Origin of the sequence: Streptomyces sp. HUAS TT11, assembly GCF_051553595.1 — a bacterium.
In the GTDB taxonomy this organism is placed as follows: Bacteria; Actinomycetota; Actinomycetes; order Streptomycetales; family Streptomycetaceae; genus Streptomyces.
In genome coordinates, this window is sequence record NZ_CP196184.1 from 5,818,831 (window position 1) to 5,836,084 (window position 17,254).

The 17,254-nt window shown below is 71.5% G+C and carries 13 protein-coding genes; 2 read left to right on the forward strand and 11 right to left on the reverse strand.

The features are described 5' to 3' along the window. Positions 1-26 precede the first annotated feature (26 nt). On the forward strand, positions 27-1,070 hold the full coding sequence (locus ACSHXN_RS25995; RefSeq protein ID WP_356293671.1) for a zinc-dependent alcohol dehydrogenase family protein: 1,044 nt from the start codon (positions 27-29) through the stop codon (positions 1,068-1,070). Positions 1,071-1,209: 139 nt separating this feature from the next. Here the strand turns inward: ACSHXN_RS25995 and ACSHXN_RS26000 are convergent, their stop codons facing one another. The 7 genes from ACSHXN_RS26000 to ACSHXN_RS26030 all read right to left on the reverse strand — a co-directional run bounded on the left by ACSHXN_RS26000 (position 1,210) and on the right by ACSHXN_RS26030 (position 10,714). After that, positions 1,210-1,410, reverse strand: coding sequence for a helix-turn-helix transcriptional regulator (locus ACSHXN_RS26000; RefSeq protein WP_059131312.1), 201 nt, complete (start codon positions 1,408-1,410; stop codon positions 1,210-1,212). Between the two features lie 382 nt (positions 1,411-1,792). Then, the gene (locus ACSHXN_RS26005) at positions 1,793-2,377 is read right to left on the reverse strand and encodes a chaplin (protein ID WP_355138996.1); all 585 of its coding nucleotides are present in this window, start codon (positions 2,375-2,377) and stop codon (positions 1,793-1,795) included. Positions 2,378-2,511: 134 nt separating this feature from the next. Then, positions 2,512-2,703, reverse strand: a complete 192-nt coding sequence (locus ACSHXN_RS26010; RefSeq protein WP_355139022.1) for a chaplin — start codon at positions 2,701-2,703, stop codon at positions 2,512-2,514. Positions 2,704-3,095: 392 nt separating this feature from the next. Next, the gene (locus ACSHXN_RS26015) at positions 3,096-5,000 is read right to left on the reverse strand and encodes an AMP-dependent synthetase/ligase (protein ID WP_438303792.1); all 1,905 of its coding nucleotides are present in this window, start codon (positions 4,998-5,000) and stop codon (positions 3,096-3,098) included. Positions 5,001-5,257: 257 nt separating this feature from the next. Further along, the gene (locus ACSHXN_RS26020) at positions 5,258-6,763 is read right to left on the reverse strand and encodes a vWA domain-containing protein (protein ID WP_355801882.1); all 1,506 of its coding nucleotides are present in this window, start codon (positions 6,761-6,763) and stop codon (positions 5,258-5,260) included. Positions 6,764-6,905: 142 nt separating this feature from the next. Then, positions 6,906-7,769: an ABC transporter permease gene (locus tag ACSHXN_RS26025; protein ID WP_438303793.1), complete on the reverse strand. Its 864-nt coding sequence runs from the start codon at positions 7,767-7,769 to the stop codon at positions 6,906-6,908. Further along, positions 7,766-10,714 (reverse strand): CocE/NonD family hydrolase, encoded by a 2,949-nt coding sequence (locus ACSHXN_RS26030; protein WP_438303794.1) that lies wholly within the window; start codon positions 10,712-10,714, stop codon positions 7,766-7,768. The genes ACSHXN_RS26025 and ACSHXN_RS26030 overlap by 4 nt, the downstream gene beginning before the upstream one ends. A gap of 115 nt (positions 10,715-10,829) precedes the next feature. On the opposite strand from ACSHXN_RS26030, the gene ACSHXN_RS26035 reads away from it, so the two are divergent. Next, positions 10,830-11,246, forward strand: a complete 417-nt coding sequence (locus tag ACSHXN_RS26035) for a GNAT family N-acetyltransferase (protein ID WP_355138987.1) — start codon at positions 10,830-10,832, stop codon at positions 11,244-11,246. A 16-nt stretch (positions 11,247-11,262) separates the two neighbouring features. Here the strand turns inward: ACSHXN_RS26035 and ACSHXN_RS26040 are convergent, their stop codons facing one another. The 4 genes from ACSHXN_RS26040 to iolB all read right to left on the reverse strand — a co-directional run bounded on the left by ACSHXN_RS26040 (position 11,263) and on the right by iolB (position 17,249). Continuing rightward, on the reverse strand, positions 11,263-12,663 hold the full coding sequence (locus ACSHXN_RS26040; RefSeq protein ID WP_438303795.1) for an APC family permease: 1,401 nt from the start codon (positions 12,661-12,663) through the stop codon (positions 11,263-11,265). A gap of 377 nt (positions 12,664-13,040) precedes the next feature. Next, entirely contained in the window at positions 13,041-14,543 is a 1,503-nt protein-coding gene (gene mmsA / locus ACSHXN_RS26045) for a CoA-acylating methylmalonate-semialdehyde dehydrogenase (protein WP_355138983.1), read from the reverse strand. 13 nt (positions 14,544-14,556) lie between these two features. Further along, positions 14,557-16,440, reverse strand: coding sequence for a 3D-(3,5/4)-trihydroxycyclohexane-1,2-dione acylhydrolase (decyclizing) (gene iolD, locus ACSHXN_RS26050; RefSeq protein WP_438303797.1), 1,884 nt, complete (start codon positions 16,438-16,440; stop codon positions 14,557-14,559). Beyond that, the gene (iolB, locus tag ACSHXN_RS26055; protein ID WP_059131302.1) at positions 16,437-17,249 is read right to left on the reverse strand and encodes a 5-deoxy-glucuronate isomerase; all 813 of its coding nucleotides are present in this window, start codon (positions 17,247-17,249) and stop codon (positions 16,437-16,439) included. The genes iolD and iolB overlap by 4 nt, the downstream gene beginning before the upstream one ends. Between the last annotated feature and the right edge of the window lie 5 nt (positions 17,250-17,254).

Genomic DNA, 17,254 nt, shown 5'->3' on the forward strand with positions numbered 1-17,254 from the left:
CGGGCACGGGCGGAGGGTGCGGGCTTATGCGCGCGATGGTCTTCGAGCGGTACGGGGAGCCGGCCGAGGTACGCGAGGTGGCGGACCCGGAGCCGTCCGAGCACGGGGTCGTGGTCCGGGTCGAGGCGACGGGGCTGTGCCGCAGCGACTGGCACGGCTGGATGGGGCACGACCCGGACATCGCGCTCCCGCATGTGCCCGGGCACGAACTCGCCGGTGTGGTCGAGGAGGCGGGCGCCCGGGTCGTCGGCTGGCGACCCGGCGACCGGGTGACGGTGCCCTTCGTGTGCGCCTGCGGCAGCTGCCCCTCCTGCGCGGCGGGCGATCAGCAGGTGTGCGAGCGCCAGACCCAGCCGGGGTTCACGCACTGGGGGTCCTTCGCGCAGTACGTGGCGCTGGAGCACGCGGATGTGAATCTGGTGGCGGTACCCGCGGAGATGTCCTTCCATGCGGCGGCCGCGCTGGGATGCCGGTTCGCCACGGCGTTCCGCGCGGTCGTGCAGCAGGGCCGGGTGGCCGCGGGGGAGTGGGTCGCCGTGCACGGCAGCGGGGGTGTCGGACTGTCGGCGGTGATGATCGCGGCGGCTTCGGGGGCGAGAGTCGTGGCGGTGGACGTCTCGCCCCGAGCCCTCGAACTGGCGCGGAAGTTCGGTGCGGCCGAGTGCGTGGACGCGACGCGCACCGAGGACACGGCGCAGGCGGTCCGCGATCTGACGGGCGGTGGCGCGCATCTCTCCCTCGACGCACTCGGCTCCCCGGCGACCTGCGCCGCATCGGTGAACGGGCTGCGCCGCCGCGGCCGGCACGTCCAGGTCGGCCTGCTGCCGTCCTCCTCCGGTACGAGTCCGGTCCCGATGGCCCGGGCGATCGCCCTGGAACTGGAGATCATCGGCAGCCACGGCATGGCGGCCCATGCCTATCCGCCCATGCTGGAACTGGTCCGTTCCGGCGCGCTCCGCCCCGACCTGCTGGTCACATCGACGATCCCGTTGTCCGCGTCCCCGCAGGCCCTGGCGGCGATGGGGACGGCCCCGGGCCAGGGAGTGACGGTCGTCGAACCGTGGAGCTGAGCCGGCCGGGAGGCCGCCGTGGCGGATCGCCGGGGGCCGTCGTCACCCGGGCCCACGGCGGCGCGCCGGCGACCGGGCAACCCGACGACGGCAGTGCGGCCCGCCCCGGACCGGGGCGGGCCGCAACCGCGGGTGGTGCTCAGGAACCGGTGCGGCCCCTGTTGCCGGGCCGGGCGGCCACCCATGCCCGGACCGTGTCGGCATACCAATAGGGTTTTCCGCTTTCCACATGGTCGGGCGGCGGCAGCAGTCCGTGTTTTCGGTACGACCTCACGGTGTCCGGCTGCACCCGGATGTGCGCCGCGATGTCCTTGTACGACCAGAGACTGCGGTCGGTCATCAGTAGCACCTCCCCGCGCGCGCCGCGGCGGCGACCGGGGGAGGTCGTCGGGGGAGCCGGACACGCGCTGGCGATCACAAAGGCTGTGCTCGCTCAACGACGCACCTCGAGGGGCGGACAGTGCCTGTGAAACGGGTGTGACAGAAGCGCCACGTCGACGGGACATGTGTGACACGGGCAGGGCGTTTGTGACAGGGGTGATGAATTCCGCCCCGGCGGGGCTACTTGCGCGCCGTGGGTTTCCTGCCGCCTCTCGCACACGGCGACGGCCCAGGGACCGCACCCGAGTGAAGGGTGCGGCCCCTGGGCCGTCGGCCGAAGAGGGGACGTGCGGGGTGGTGGCACGGGTGCCGGGCGCACGCGGCGCCCGGCACCCGGCGCACTAGCGGTGGGACGTGACCCGGCCGCGTCGGTACAGGATGAGCCCACCGGCCAGCATGGCCACGCTGACCGCTGAGGCCGCGAGCAGACCCTCGCTGCCGGTCTCGGCCAGGGCCGGCGTCGTGTGCGACGACGTGCTGGGCGTGTTGATCACCGGGGTGCCGATCTGCGGTGTGTCCACGGTCTCGGTCGGCGGCGCCTCGCTGCCGCCCGGCTGGGTGCCCGGCGTGTCGCCGTTCTGGTCCGGAGTGGTGGTCGACCCGCCCGGGGTGTTGGTGCCCGTGTTGTCACCGGGCGGCTGCTCCGGGACGGCCGGGTTCTCTTCCTCGGGGGTCTGCACGCCGGTGCCGTTGGCACAGGTGTTGCCGAAGGCGGGGTTCAGCGCCGCGATCACGTCGACGGTGTTGCCGCAGAGGTTGACCGGGATGTTCACGGGGACCTGGACGGTGTTGCCGGACGCGACGCCCGGTGATCCGGCCGCGGTGCTGTCCGCGTTCGAGTCCGCAAACACCGGGCTGCCGCACAGGGACAGAATGCCCGTCGCGGCGGCCGCCGCGACCATTCCCCTGCTCAGGGTCTGTCGCAATCTAGTTGTCTTCCTGCTGGTAGAGGTGGGAGAAGTGGAAAGCCGGCCCTGGCGCCGTGAAGGAGCAGTCCAAGGCCGGCCCTGACACCGCGCCACGGCTGGTGTGTGACGACTCAGCCGTGGCGGCTAGGGCGTCAGCCGTTGGCGCACGCGTTCCCGGCCGACGGGTTCAGCAGGCCAATGACGTTGAGGGTGTTGCCGCACACGTTCACGGGCACGTGCACGGGAACCTGGATGACGTTCCCGGAAAGGACGCCCGGAGAGTTGACCGCGGAACCTTCGGCACCCGAGTCGGCCATGGCCGGGGCGGCCAGTCCCAGGGTCATGATGGCGCCGGCGACAACGGCAGCGCTCTTCTTGTGCTTCACGTAGTTTCCCTTCTGTGCGGTCGTGCCCCTGTGACGGCTGAAGCCGAGCGAGCACAACTTGAACAGCTCGCCGCACGACCTGCACTCTGTGAAACGAGGAATCGGCTCCGGAAGCAACCCCCCAGCCTCAGTTGCCGTTCAATTCACCCGAATGCCGCGATTCGATTCATACGGAAAGCGCACAGGCCCGTCAGCGCGACCCGCACCTGCGGAAACGCCCGATCCACGCCGATTGCCGATGCCGGACGGCACCGTCGCAGCCGGGTTTCGCACATCGAAGGAGCGGCCCGCCGAACCGATCGGCGGGCCGCTCCTTCGACGCGTTCCGGCTTGCCCGAGTCCCCCGGGCGTCAGTCGTCGTACAGTGCCTCGATCTCCCGTGCGAAGGCCGCCGTCACCGCATGGCGCCTGATCTTCAAGGACGGGGTGAGCAGACCGTTGTCCTCGGTGAACTCACCTTCGACCAGAGCGAACCGGCGGATGGACTCGGCCCGGGACACCGCCGCGTTCGCGTGGTCGACGGCCTTCTGGACGTCGGCGAGGATCCGCGGGTCGCGGACGACCTCGGACATCGGGGTGTCCGGGGTCAGCTTGTGCACGGACAGCCAGTGGGCGACCGCTTCGGGGTCGAGGGTGATCAGGGCGGCGACGTAGGCGCGGTTGTCCCCGACCACGATGCACTGCCCGACGGGCGGGCGGCTGCGCAGCCGGTCCTCGAGGACGGCGGGGGAGACGTTCTTGCCGCCCTTGGTGATGAGGATGTCCTTCTTGCGGCCGGTGATGGTGAGGTAGCCGTCCTGGTCGAGGGAGCCGAGATCGCCCGTCGCGAACCAGCCCTCGCCGAGGACCGCGTCCGTGGCCGCCCGGTTGTTCCAGTAGGCGCCGAAGACCACACCGCCCTGGATCAGGACCTCGCCGTCGTCGGCGATACGGACGGCCGTGCCCGGGACCGGGAGGCCGACGGTGCCCGGGCGGGGTCCGAGCGGCGGGACGATGGTGGCCGCGGCCGTCGTCTCGGTGAGCCCGTAACCCTCGTAGACGATGATTCCGGCCGCGTAGAAGAAGAGGTTGAGATCGCGGTCGAGCGGGGATCCGCCGCTGACGGCGTACCGCATACGGCCCCCGAGTTCCCTGCGGATGCGCCGGTAGACCAGCAGGTCGTACAGCGCCCACGCCGCGTACAGGCCGACGCCGGGGCCCTTGCCGCTACCCAGGAACCTGTGCAGGTACGCCTCGCCGAAGCGGACCCCGATCCGGTCGGCGCGGTCGAAGGAGGCGCCTCTGCCGATCTTCTCGGCGGTGGCGCGTCCCGTGTCGTGGATCTTCTCGAAGAGGTACGGGACGCCGACCAGGAACGTGGGGCGGAACCCGCGCAACGCGGGCCGCAGTTCGTCGGGTTTGATGCTCGGGAAGTGGCCGATCTCGATACGGGCCGTCAGACAGGCGATCTGCAGCGAGCGGCCCAGGATATGGGCCAGCGGCAGGAACAGGAGCGTCGAGGCGACCTGGCCCGTGACCTCCTTGAAGACCGGGTGGAGCAGTTCGACCGTGTTGGCGGCCTCCGCATGCAGGTTCGCGTGGGTGAGGAGGCAGCCCTTGGGCCGGCCGGTGGTGCCGGAGGTGTAGCAGATCGTCGCCACCGTCTCGGGGGTGAGCGCCGCGCGGCGCTTGGTCACCTCCTCGTCGGGGACGTCCCGGCCGAGGGCGGCGAGCCGGCCCAGGGCGTCGTCGTCCAGCCGCCACATCTGCGGCGGCTCGGGGTGCCCGGCCGTCGCCGTCGCGACCGTCTCCGCGTTCCCGGCGCTCTCCACGACGGCGAACCGGGTCCCCGAGTCCCGTACGATCCACTCGACCTGCTCGGCGGACGAGGTGGCGTAGACGGGGACGGTCTGCCCGCCGGCGGCCCAGATCGCGAAGTCGAGGACCGTCCACTCGTAGCGGGTGCGGGACATGACCGCGACCCGGCCGCCCGGTTCGAGCCCCGCCGCGAGAAGCCCCTTGGCCGTGGCGGTCACCTCGGCGGTGACCGGCCGCCAGGAGGAGCCCTCCTGGCGGCGCAGCACCACGGCCCCGGGTGCCTCCCGGGCGTTGGTGTAGGGGAGATCGGCGGTGCTGCCCGTGGTGGGGCGCGGTGTCATCGCTGCGGCACGCGCCTCGCGGACGGCGCCGGTCCCGTCCCTGATCAGCTCGACCTCGCCGCGGGACGCCAGGTCGCCGCGCCGCTGTGCCCGTTTCAGATCCCTGCGTACGCCCATGACGGCTCCGGTCGCGGCTCGCGTGCGGACATGCGTACTTACTTGGAAGTCAACTTACCCACGAGTTAAGGAATTTCAATGGTGCGCACACCGGTGATCGGGACGCGGACCGTGCCCAGCGGCGTGGGCCGGGCGGGCGCCGGCCCTGTCGCAGGCGCCCGGCCGAGGTGGTCCGGCAAAGGGGCCGCGGCCCCGGAGGGTGTGGCCGGGAGAGCCCGGACACACGCTCCTTCCGTGGGGCCGGCGCGCCCCTCGGCCTACTCGGAGCCGCCCAGTTCGGACGCCTGCCGGATCGCCTCGGCGAGCCCGTGCACGTCCGCGTCCTGCCTGCGCTCCGCCAGTGCGTCGGCGCGGTCGACGAGTGCGCGAAGGCCCGGCCTGCCCGGCAGCGGGGCCCGGCCCGTGCGGTTCAGCCGCAGGTCGTCCGCGAAGTAAGCGGCCGTCGCGGCGACTTGCAGGCCGTACGAGGAGTGCCACAGGTCGTCGTCGAGGGAACCGGTCTCCAGCTGTCCCGACTCCTCGTGCGGCTCCCGGGTGCCGGGGTCCAGCCAGCGGACGCTCGCGGTGGCGAGATGCCCGCCGGCGCCGGGCCGGGTGCGGACCGCGTAGAGCGCGGTCACCGTGTGCCCGGGGCCCACCTCGCCGCCGTCCACGCGGTCGTCGCGGAAGTCCTCGTCGGCGACACGCCGGTCGTCGTAACCGATGAGGCGGAACTCCCTCACGTTCCGGGGGTCGAAGGCGACCTGGGCCTTCGCGTCACGGGCCGTCAGTTCGACGTTCTGCGGCAGTTGCTCGCTGAAGACCCTGCGGGCGTCGCCGTCGGAGGAGACGTAGGTCGTGTGGCCGTCGCCGCGGTCGGCGAGGCGTTCCATCAGCGCATCGCCGTACTCGCTGCCCACACCGACCCCGAAGAGGGTGATGCCGTGTTCGCGACGGGCGTCCGCGATGCGCTCGAGGATCGTGTCGGCATCGGTGTCGCCGGTGTTCGCCAGCCCGTCGGAGAGCAGGACGACCCGGTTGGTGGCGCTCGGGCGCAGACCCTCGACCGCGGTCGCGTAACCGGTGCGGACACCTGCGCCGAGGTTGGTGGAGGCGTCCGTCTCGAGTTCGTCGATCGCGTCGTGGACCCGGGCCCGATGGCCGCCGAGGCGGGTCATCGGCAGGACCCTCCTGGCCTCGTCGCTGAAGGTGACCAGCGCGATCGAGTCGTCGTCACGCAACCGCTCGGTCAGTACGCCGAGGGAGTCCCGGACCAGATCGAGGCGGCCCGGCTCACCCATGGAACCGGACACGTCGACGACGAACGTCAGGGCGGCGGGCGGACGTTCGCCCTCCGCCGGTGCGGCACGGGTGGCGAGGCCGACCCGGACCAGGGACCAGTCCGCGTCACCGGTGCGGGCACCGTCGACGGTGACCGTGAATCCGTTGCCCCGCGGGCGCTCGTAGTCCTGCGGGAAGCTGTTGACGAACTCCTCGGGCCGGACGGCCGAGGGCTCCGGCAGCCGGCCCTCGGAAAGGACTCGGCGCGCGTAGCCGTACGAGGCGGTGTCCACGTCCAGCGCGAACGTGGACAGGTGGTCCGCGCTCTCCCTGTTGTCGTTCCGCTCCGGGCTGTACCCCGGGGCGGGGAAGACGGCGGTAGAGCCGTCGGACTTGCCCGATCCGTCGGATGCGCCGCCCCCGCAGCCCGTGAGCAACAAGCCGCCCGCGACCGTGGTCGCGATCAGCACCCCCCAGGGCCGTCGTGTCCGGTCCTCCCGCATGGGTCCCCTCCGTCCGTTGACGTCGACGTCTGTGACTGTGACGGCGGAGGGGGCCGAGATGTGCGGTACGGGACGTTGCGGATGAATCTCGAACCGGCCACGGCGGGCCGCCTTCGAGACCGGTGTGAAATCCTCCATTGACCTAGGAAACGACGTCCTTGCGCGCAAAACCGCGGAAGGCCAGGGCGAACAGCACCAGCGCGTACGTTATGGAGACGGCCGTGCCCTGGATCATGCCGGACCACTCCGGACCGGGCTGAACGGCGTCGGCCCAGGCGAACTGCCAGTGCGCGGGCAGGAAGTCGCGCCAGCGGCCGAGCGCGGTGACCGCGTCCAGCACGTTCCCCACGATGGTGAGGCCGACGGCGCCGCCGACCGCGCCCAGTGGTGCGTCCGTCTTCGTCGACAGCCAGAACGCCAGGCCGGCGGTGACCAGTTGGGACACGAAGATGTAGGCCACGACGACCACGAGCCGCTGGGCAGCCGTGCCCGCGGGGAGAGAGCCGCCGGTCGGTATCTCCAGCGGTCCCCAGCCGTAGGCCGCGGTGCCCACCGCGAGTGCGACGACCGGCAGCAGCACCATGGCCGCGAGGCTCATGCCGAGACCGACCGTGAGCTTGGACCACAGCAGCCGGGCCCGCGGGACGGGCGCCGCCAGCAGATAGCGCAGTGAGGACCAGCCGGCCTCGGAGGCGACGGTGTCCCCGCAGAACAGGGCGACTGGAATGACCAGCAGGAACCCGGCGGAGACGAAGAGGTTCACCGCGGCGAAGTTCGCACCGGACGCGGTCGCCGTGTCCATCAGCGTGACCTGGCCGTTGCGGGATCCGGGGTCGCCTCCGATGGCGAAGGCGACGACCAGCACGAACGGGAGCACGGCCAGGATCGCGCCCATGACGAGCGTACGGCGGCGCTTCAACTGCCGGACGAGTTCGACGCGCAGGGGCAGCGTCCGCCGCGCCCGGTATCCGTCGGCCGTCTCCGCCCGCTCGGCGAGCGCACTCATGCGGAACCTCCGATCAGCGTGAGGAAGGCGTCCTCGAGACGCCGGTGGGGACCGAGCGAGGCCACCGGAACCTCGAGCCGGACGAGTTCGACGAGAAGCCGGGCCGCGGCCGCGGATCCGGACCGGGCCGGGTCGGCGGATCCCTCGGGGAGCGCGGTGGCACCCCTGGCGTCCGTGGCGTTCGCCAGGGACGGGAGCGGCTCCCGGCCGAGGCCGGCGCCCGCGATCGGCTCGACGGCCGCGACCGTGATCGCTTCGCCGGTGCCGAGGGACGCCGTCCGCCCGGGAGCCCCCACGGCGGAGGCGACCGGCTCGACGGACCCCGGCGCGGACACCACGTCGCGGGCGGGGCCGGTGACAGGGACGACCGGGTCCGTGGACGCGGCGGCTGCGACGGGCGGTTCCGCCGGCTCCGCGAAGGCTCCCAGGCGCACCAGGAGACCGCCCTCCGTCCGCACCGCCGACGACACCCCGGACAGCGCGGCCACCTTCTCCACCAGCGGATCGGGGATGTCGGCCGCCAGGCCGACGAGCAGGGTGTCGCCCGAGCCCACGATCTCGTGCACCGGGCCCGCCTGGACGAGGCGCCCGCGGTCCATCACCACCAGGTGGGTGCAGGACTGTTCGACCTCCGCCAGGAGATGGCTGGAGACGATCACGGTGCGGCCCGCCGCCGCGTACCGGATCATGACCTCGCGCATCTCACGGATCTGCGGCGGGTCCAGGCCGTTGGTCGGTTCGTCGAGGATCAGCAGGTCCGGAAGGCCCAGCATCGCCTGGGCGATGGCCAGTCGCTGCCGCATGCCCTGGGAGTACGTGCGCACCGCGCGGGCCAGCGCGTCGCCCAGTCCGGCGATCTCCAGCGCCTCGTCCAGATGTGCGTCCCCCGGTGGACGTCCCGTCGCCCGCCAGTACAGCTCCAGGTTGTCGCGGCCGGACAGATGCGGCAGGAAACCGGCGCCCTCGACGAAGGCACCGACCCGTGAGAGCACCGGGGCACCCGGGCGGATGGCATGGCCGAAGACCCGGATCTCGCCACCGTCCGGTTTGATCAGGCCCATCAGCATGCGGAGCGTCGTCGTCTTGCCCGCGCCGTTCGGTCCGAGCAGGCCCAGGACCTGGCCCTTCTCCACGCGGAACGAGAGGTCCCGCACCGCGTACCGGTCCGCGGACCGCGCGTACCGCTTGCTCAGGTCCGTGATCTGCAGCGGCACGTCGGCCAGTGCGGGATCGGGTGCCGGTGCCGTCGTACGGCGCTGTCCGGTCAGCAGCAGGGCCAGGGCGACGACGGCGCCGGCCGCCGGCAGCCACCACACCCAGCCGGGAAGCGGGGCCGCCGCGGTCGTCACACCCGGTGCCGTCGGCACGTGCAGACCGCCCTTCAGGGACACCGAGTAGGTGGCGGGAGCGGCCGGGGAGGCATAGCCGAGGTCCGTCGAGGCGAGGACGAGTCGCAGCCGGTGCCCCTTCTGCACCTCGTGGTCGACGGCGGGCAGCGTCAGCGTGACGTCCTTGCCGGCCTTGGCGCCGGTCACCCGGAAGGGGGCGACGAGCTGCGACGGGAGCACCTGCCTGCCGCCGCCCGGCCCGACGTCGTACACCTTTCCGAAGAGGACGGCGTCGTCGCCGGTGGACGTCACATGGACGGTCACCGTGGGCGATCCGGTGATCCACAGGTCATGGCGCACGGGCCGCGAGTCGAAGTGTGCGTACTGCCCGGGGAAGTCGAGCGAGACCCCGATGCCCAGCGACGACAGCTGGGACAGGCCGCCCGCTCCGCCGAGGCCGGGGAGCGCGGAGATCGCGGGCGGGTTCGCCCCCGCCGGATTCGTGAACCGCTGGGCGCCGCCGCCGAGCGGGACCGTCCGCAGCCCGTTCTCCAGACCGGGGTACGCGTCCCCGCTCGCGCCGCGCAACAGGGCGGCGCCGTCCGTGGAGTCGATGCCACCGGTGCGTGTGACGCGGAAGGCCGGACCGGTGTCGACGCCCTTCCCGTCCTTCAGATAGCGGTCGAACCACGCCGTGACGCGCGCCTGGACGCGGCTTGTCTCCAGGTCCCCGCCGTCGTGCCCGCCGGCGATCCAGTCGACGTCCACGGGCGCGCCGTTCGCCCTGATCGCCCTGGCCGCGGCGTCCGCCTGGCCGAGCGGGAACAGCGAGTCGGTCTGGCCCTGGACGAGAAGCGTGGGCACCTTGATGTCCTTGCCGATCGCGGACGGGGACCGCGCCTCGAGCAGGGCTCGCGCCTGCGCGTCGGGCCGCCCGGACTCCGCGACGCGGTTGTACATCCCGCACAGTTCGGCGGTGAACTTCGCGCAGCCTCCGCCGGAGTTCATGAAGACGCCGGCCCAGAGCTTCTTGAACACGCCGTTCGGGAACAGGGCGTCCGCCAGGTTCCAGTACGTGATGGCGGGGGCGATCGCGTCCACCCGGTGGTCGTGGCCGGCGGCGAGCAGCGAGATCGCCCCGCCGTACGACGCGCCCGCCATGCCCACCCGCGGGTCGCCGGACTTGTCGAGCTCGATGCCGGGCTGCTTCGCCAGCCAGTCGATCAGCCTGGAGACGTCGGCGACCTCGCCCCGGGGGTCGTTCAGCCCGATCTTCCCCGTGGACCGGCCGAAGCCGCGCGCCGACCAGGTCAGTACGGCGTAGCCGTCGCGCGCGAGATCCTCGGCCTGGCCCGCGACGTCCTGCTTGCTGCCGCCGAATCCGTGCGCGAGCAGGACCGCCGGGCGGTGCCCGGCGGTCCCGGAGGTGAAGTACGACGTGTCGATCCGCACCCCGTCGCCCATGTCCATGACTGTGTCGGTACGGCGCACGGCGGGCGCGTCGTCCGATGCGACGGCTGTCCATGTCCCCACGCCGGCCAGCACGAGGAGGACCGCGGCCACGGCGGCCACGGCACCCCGGCGCAGCCCCCGGACCGCGGGCAGTCGAAGATCCATGTGTCAACGGTAAGGGCGGGCACCGACATCCGAAGCAGCCGCCGGTCTGAACCGGGGACCCTCCCACGGACGTAGAGGCCTGATGCCGCATACCGCAGCCGTGGTACGAAGGCCCATGGAGATTCGCCGTGCCACGACCGTCGTCGAAGTGGCCGCCGCCGAGCACCTGTTCGATCATCCGGTCCGACCCGAGTGGGCGGGGCGCTTCCTCGCCGCCGCCGGGCACCATCTCTTCCTCGCCTACGCCGACGGTGAGTCGGCTCCCGTCGGCTTCGTCAGCGGGGTCGAGACGATCCACCCCGACAAGGGCACGGAGATGTTCCTGTACGAGCTTGCGGTGGCGGAGCCCCATCGGCGCAGGGGGATCGGACGCGCGCTCGTCGAGCGCCTCGCCGCGCTCGGCCGGGAGTTGGACTGCTACGGCATGTGGGTGCTGATCGACACCGGGAACGACGTCGCCCTCGCCGCGTACCGCAGTGCGGACGGCGAGGACGACGGGACCTGCTCCGTGGTGACGTGGGACTTCGGCTGAACGCGGGGCGGCCGGCTCAGGCCTGTGCGTCCTCCGGGATCGACACCAGCCAGCGGGTGGCGCGGCGCGGGCGGAGGTAGAGGAGCCAGTACAGGGTGGCCACCGCGGTGATGCCGCCCGTCCACAGCAGGTAGCTCACCTCCTGCAGGCTGAGGATGTAGGTCAGCACGGCGATGAGCAGGATGGGCGTCGCGGGCCACAGCGGCATCCGCCAGGCCGGCGTCCGCGCGTGCGAGCCGCGCCGGGCGAGCAGGGCGGCGATCGCCACCAGCAGGTACATCCCGGTCACGGAGACGCCGGTGACCCCGTAGAGCGTGTCCAGGTTGACGAAGCACAGGAGCGCGCCGGGTACGCCGACGACGAGGGTGGCGACCCAGGGGGAGCCGAATCGGCCGAGCCGGCACAGGGCGTTGTTCACCGGCTCCGGCCAGGCCTTGTCGCGCGCCGAGGCGAACAGCACCCGGGAGTTCTGGATGACCATGACGATGCCGGCGTTGATGATCGCGAGGGCGACGCAGAGGCTGATGAAGGTGCCCACGGCCGAGTTCGACCAGGCGGCGACCATGCCGCTGATGTCGCCGCTCGTCAGCGCCTGGAGGCCGGGGGCGCCCATGGTGATCGCGACGACCGGGACCAGGATGACGACGGTCGATATGGCGAGGGTGGCGAGGACCGTGCGGGCGACGTTGCGGCGCGGGTTCTCGAGTTCCTCGGAGAGGTAGACGGCGGTCGAGAATCCCTGGGTGATGAAGAGGGCGATGGCGAGTCCGGAGACCACCATCGCGGCCGTCACCGTGTCCGTGTGACCGCCGGAGCCGGCCACCTGCATCGAGACGAGGCTGCCGGCGCCCCGCTTGCTGTGCGCGAAGCCGAGGATCGCGACGACACCCGCGGCCACGACCTCCAGGACCAGGAAGATGCCGGTGATCCAGGCGTTGGCCCGCAGGTCCAGCAGGCCCGCCAGGGTGGCGAGCAGCATGACCCCGGCGCCGGTCATCGCCGGGTCGAGGTGGACGAGCGGGGCGAGGTAGTCGGCCGTGCCCATCGCGATCACCGGCGGGACGATCACGACGACCAGCAGGGACAGTACGAAGACCAGCCAGCCCGCCAGGCGTCCGGCGAGCGTCGACACCATCGCGTACTCGCCGCCTGCGCTGGGGATGAGGGTGCCCAGCTCCGAGTAGCAGAACGCCACGGCGATACAGAGGAGCGAGCCGATGGCGATGGTGACGGCGGTGGCGGTGCCCAGCGAGCCGAACAGGTCGGGAACGACCACGAAGAGCGTGGAGGCGGGCGTCACGCACGACAGCGTGAGCAGAGTGCCGCCGACGACGCCGATGGAGCGCTTGAGTGTCCGGGGACTGCTGTCGGGTGCTGGGGCGACGACGGTCTCGACGGTACTGAGCGTGTCGGTCATGCGGCGGTTCCGATCGACTCGTGCGGCGGTGGTTCGGACGGGAGCGCTATCGCCTCCGGAGGCTGGGTCGTTCTGGTGCTGGTCCTCTCCCGGTGGGCTGCATGGAACCCCGACGAAAACCGGCGCGTCAATGGCCGTTAACCTTCGGAATCCGCACTTGTAAAGCGACGTGCGTCACGTTGCTTTCCCAGGGCGATACGCCCTTCTTCTTGATTGACCAAGCCCTCTGGCTCTTGGACCTTGCTTTCCAAGGCAAATGTGCACCGTTGCCTGCGTCACCCGTTTGATGACGTCCACACGGGAACCGCAGCGAAGGCGTCAAAAAAATGTCAGGCCGTCCGGTATCCGGACGGCCTGACGAGGGCTTACGGCAACGCTCAGTGGTTGCGCGGGAACCCGAGGTCCACGCCGGCGGGGGCCTCGGACGGGTCGGGCCAGCGCGAGGTGACGACCTTGCCGCGGGTGTAGAAGTGCGTGCCGTCGTTGCCGTAGATGTGGTGGTCGCCGAAGAGCGAGTCCTTCCAGCCGCCGAAGGAGTGGTAGCCCACCGGGACCGGGATCGGCACGTTCACGCCGACCATGCCCGCCTCGATCTCCAGCTGGAAGCGGCGGGCCGCGCCGCCGTCCCGGGTGAAGATCGCGGTGCCGTTGCCGAACGGCGAGTCGTTGATGAGCCGCACACCGTCCTCGTAGGTGTCGACGCGCAGTACACACAGCACCGGGCCGAAGATCTCGTCCTGGTAGGCCTTGGCCGTGGTCGGCACCTTGTCGAGCAGCGAGATGCCGATCCAGTGGCCGTCCTCGAAGCCGTCGACGGTGTAGCCGGTGCCGTCGAGGACGACTTCCGCACCCTCGGCCGCCGCGCCCGTCACGTACGAGGCCACCTTGTCGCGGTGCACCCTGGTGATGAGCGGGCCCATCTCCGAGGCCGGGTCGCTGCCCGGGCCGATCTTGATCTTCTCGGCGCGCTCGCGGATCTTCTCCACCAGTTCGTCGCCGATGGAGCCGACGGCCACGACGGCGGAGATCGCCATGCAGCGCTCGCCGGCCGAGCCGTACGCCGCCGAGACCGCGGCGTCCGCCGCGGCGTCCAGATCGGCGTCCGGCAGCACCAGCATGTGGTTCTTGGCGCCGCCGAGGGCCTGCACCCGCTTGCCGTTCGTGGAGGCCGTGGTGTGGATGTAGCGGGCGATCGGGGTCGAGCCGACGAAGGACACCGCCTTGACGTCCGGATGCTCCAGGAGCCGGTCCACGGCCACCTTGTCGCCGTGGACGACGTTGAAGACGCCGTCCGGCAGTCCGGCCTCCGCGAACAGTTCGGCCAGGCGGACGGAGGCCGACGGGTCCTTCTCCGACGGCTTCAGCACGAACGTGTTGCCGCACGCGATGGCGATCGGGAACATCCACATCGGGACCATCGCGGGGAAGTTGAACGGGGTGATGCCCGCGACGACGCCCAGCGGCTGCCGGATCGCGGCCACGTCCACGCGGCTCGCGACCTGCGTGGACAGCTCGCCCTTCAGCTGGACGTTGATCCCGCACGCCAGGTCGACGATCTCCAGGCCCCGGGCGACCTCGCCGAGCGCGTCGCTGTGCACCTTGCCGTGCTCGGCGGTGATCAGTTCGGCGATCTCGTCGCGGTGCGCGTCGAGCAGCGCCCGGAAGCTGAAGAGGACGGACGTGCGCTGAGCGAGCGAGGACTGGCCCCAGGTCCGGTAGGCGTCCTTGGCCGCCGCGACGGCCGCGTCCACCTCGTCCACGCTCGCGAAGGCGACCTTCGTGGTGACCGCGCCGGTCGCCGGGTCCGTCACCGGCCCGTACGTGCCCGACGCACCTTCGACGGTCTTCCCGCCGATCCAGTGGTTGACGATCTTCGTCATGCCAAGTACTCCTTCACAGATGGCGGCGTCGGGTCGAGACGTGCCGGTCGTACTCCTCGCGCGCCTTGACCGTCGACGATCGGGTCGCGGTCTCGGCCACGGGTACATCCCACCAGGCCTGCGTCCCGGGCGCGCCCGACACAGTGTCTGCGGTTTGGGTCTCCACGTAGACACATGTGGGAGTGTCCGCCGCACGTGCCTCGGCGAGCGCGCGGCGCAGCTCCCGTACCGTCTTCGCGCGCAGCACGCGCATCCCGAGGCTGGCCGCGTTGGCGGCGAGGTCCACGGGCAGCGGCGCCCCCGTGTACGTCCCGCCCTCGGAGCGGTAGCGGTAGGCGGTGCCGAACCGCTCGCCGCCCACCGACTCCGACAGGCCGCCGATGGACGCGTAGCCGTGGTTCTGCACGATCAGGACCTTGATCGCGATCCCCTCCTGCACGGCGGTGACGATCTCCGTCGGCATCATCAGATACGTGCCGTCACCGACCAGCGCCCACACGGCGCGGTCGGGAGCGGCCATCTTCACGCCGATGGCGGCCGGGATCTCGTAGCCCATGCACGAGTAGCCGTACTCGACGTGGTACTGGTCGCGGGAGCGCGACCGCCACAGTTTGTGCAGATCGCCGGGGAGCGAACCGGCCGCGTTGACGATGACGTCGGACTCGTCCACCAGGGCGTCCAGTGCGCCGATGACCTGCGTCTGCGTCGGCCGTATGTCCGGCTCGTCGGCCTCGAAGCAGGCGTCCACGCGCTGCTCCCAGCGCTCCTTGTCCTCCGTGTACTCGGCGACGTACGCCGGCTCAGCACGGTGGCCGTGCATCTCCAGCGCCTCGGTCAGCTCCTCGAGGCCGCTGCGGGCGTCCGCCACCAGCGGCAGCCCGGAGAGCTTGTGTCCGTCGAACGGGGCGATGTTGAGGTTGAGGAAGCGGACTCCGTCCCGGGCGAACAGGGTGCCGGAGGCGGTGGTGAAGTCGGTGTAGCGGGTGCCGACGCCGATCACCAGATCGGCGGTGCGGGCCAGTTCGTCGGCTGTCGCGGTGCCGGTGTGCCCGATTCCGCCGACGTCCTGCGGGTGGTCCCAGCGCAGCGAGCCCTTTCCGGCCTGGGTGGAGGCGACCGGGATGCCGGTGGTCCCGGCGAACTCCGCGAGGGCGTCCTCGGCCCGGCTGTGGTGGACACCGCCGCCGGCCACCACGAGCGGTCGCCGTGCGGCACGGATCGCCTGTACGGCCTCGGCGAACTCGACGGGGTCGGGGCCCGGACGGCGTACCGTCCAGGTCCGCTCGGCGAAGAGGTCCTCCGGCCAGTCGTGGGCCTCGGCCTGCACGTCCTGCGGCAGCGCGAGGGTGACCGCACCGGTCTCGACGGGGTCGGTGAGCACCCGCATCGCCTGGAGCACGGACGGGATCAGGGCCTCGGGGCGGGTGATCCGGTCGAAGTACCTCGACACCGGGCGCAGACAGTCGTTGACGGACACATCGCCCGCGTGCGGGACCTCCAGCTGCTGCAGCACCGGGTCCGCGGGACGGCTGGCGAACACGTCGCCGGGCAGCAGCAGGACCGGGAGGCGGTTGACGGTGGCGAGGGCGGCGCCCGTGACGAGGTTGGTGGCGCCGGGCCCGATGGAGGTGGTCACGGCGTGCGTGGAGAGCCGGTTGGACTGGCGGGCCCAGCCGACCGCCGCGTGCACCATCGCCTGCTCGTTGCGCCCCTGGTGGTACGGCATCACGTCGCCGTACTCCAGCAGCGCCTGGCCGATTCCGGCGACGTTCCCGTGGCCGAAGATGCCCCAGGTCGCGCCGATCAGACGGCGGCGCACGCCGTCCCGCTCGCTGTACTGGGCGGCCAGGAAGCGTACGAGCGCCTGAGCGACCGTGAGCCTCGTCGTCGAGGTCATCGGTATCCCTCCGTGTGGTCCGGGTGGAATCGGATCCGCCACTGGCGCTCCTCGCCCGGTCCGGCCATGACGTTCAGGTAGTACATGGAGTGTCCGGGCTGGGCGATGGAGGGGCCGTGCCAGCCGTCGGGGACGAGGACGGCATCGCCGGTGCGGACCTCGGCGAGGACGTCGGAACCGCCCTCACGGGAGGGGAATACGCGCTGGTACCCGAAGCCGTTCGGGCCCTGGATCTCGAAGTAGTAGATCTCCTCCAGTTCGGTCTCCTCGCCGGGCCGCGCCTCGTCGTGCTTGTGCGGCGGATACGAGGACCAGTTGCCGCCGGGCGTGACGACCTCGACGGCGATGAGCCTGTCGCATGCGAAGGCGTCGGCAGAGGCGAAATTGCGCACCAGGCGTGCGCAGTTGCCGCTGCCGCGCTCCTCGACGGGGACCTCCGGCGCGGGGCCGTAGCGGGCGGGGAGTCGGCGCTCGCACTTCGCTCCTGCCAGGGCGAAGCGGCCTCCCGCGCCGGAGGCGATGTGGACCCGGGCGTCGCGGGGCACGTACGCGAAGTCGGAGACCCCCGCGAACACGTCGTCCCTGCCCAGGAGTTGGAACCTTTTGTCCTCAATGTGCACGGTGCAGGCGCCCTCGAGGGGGAGCACGATCCACTCGCTGTCGCCGGTGGTGAACATGTGCGTGCCGCCGGGCCGGAGCTCCACCGTCCGCAGGCTGCTGTGACTCCAGCCGGCCCGCTTGGGGTCGATGTCGAGGGTGTACTGCGCGTTGGCGGTGGTCCCCCTGGGGACGTACAGCTCGTTGCTCATGCGGC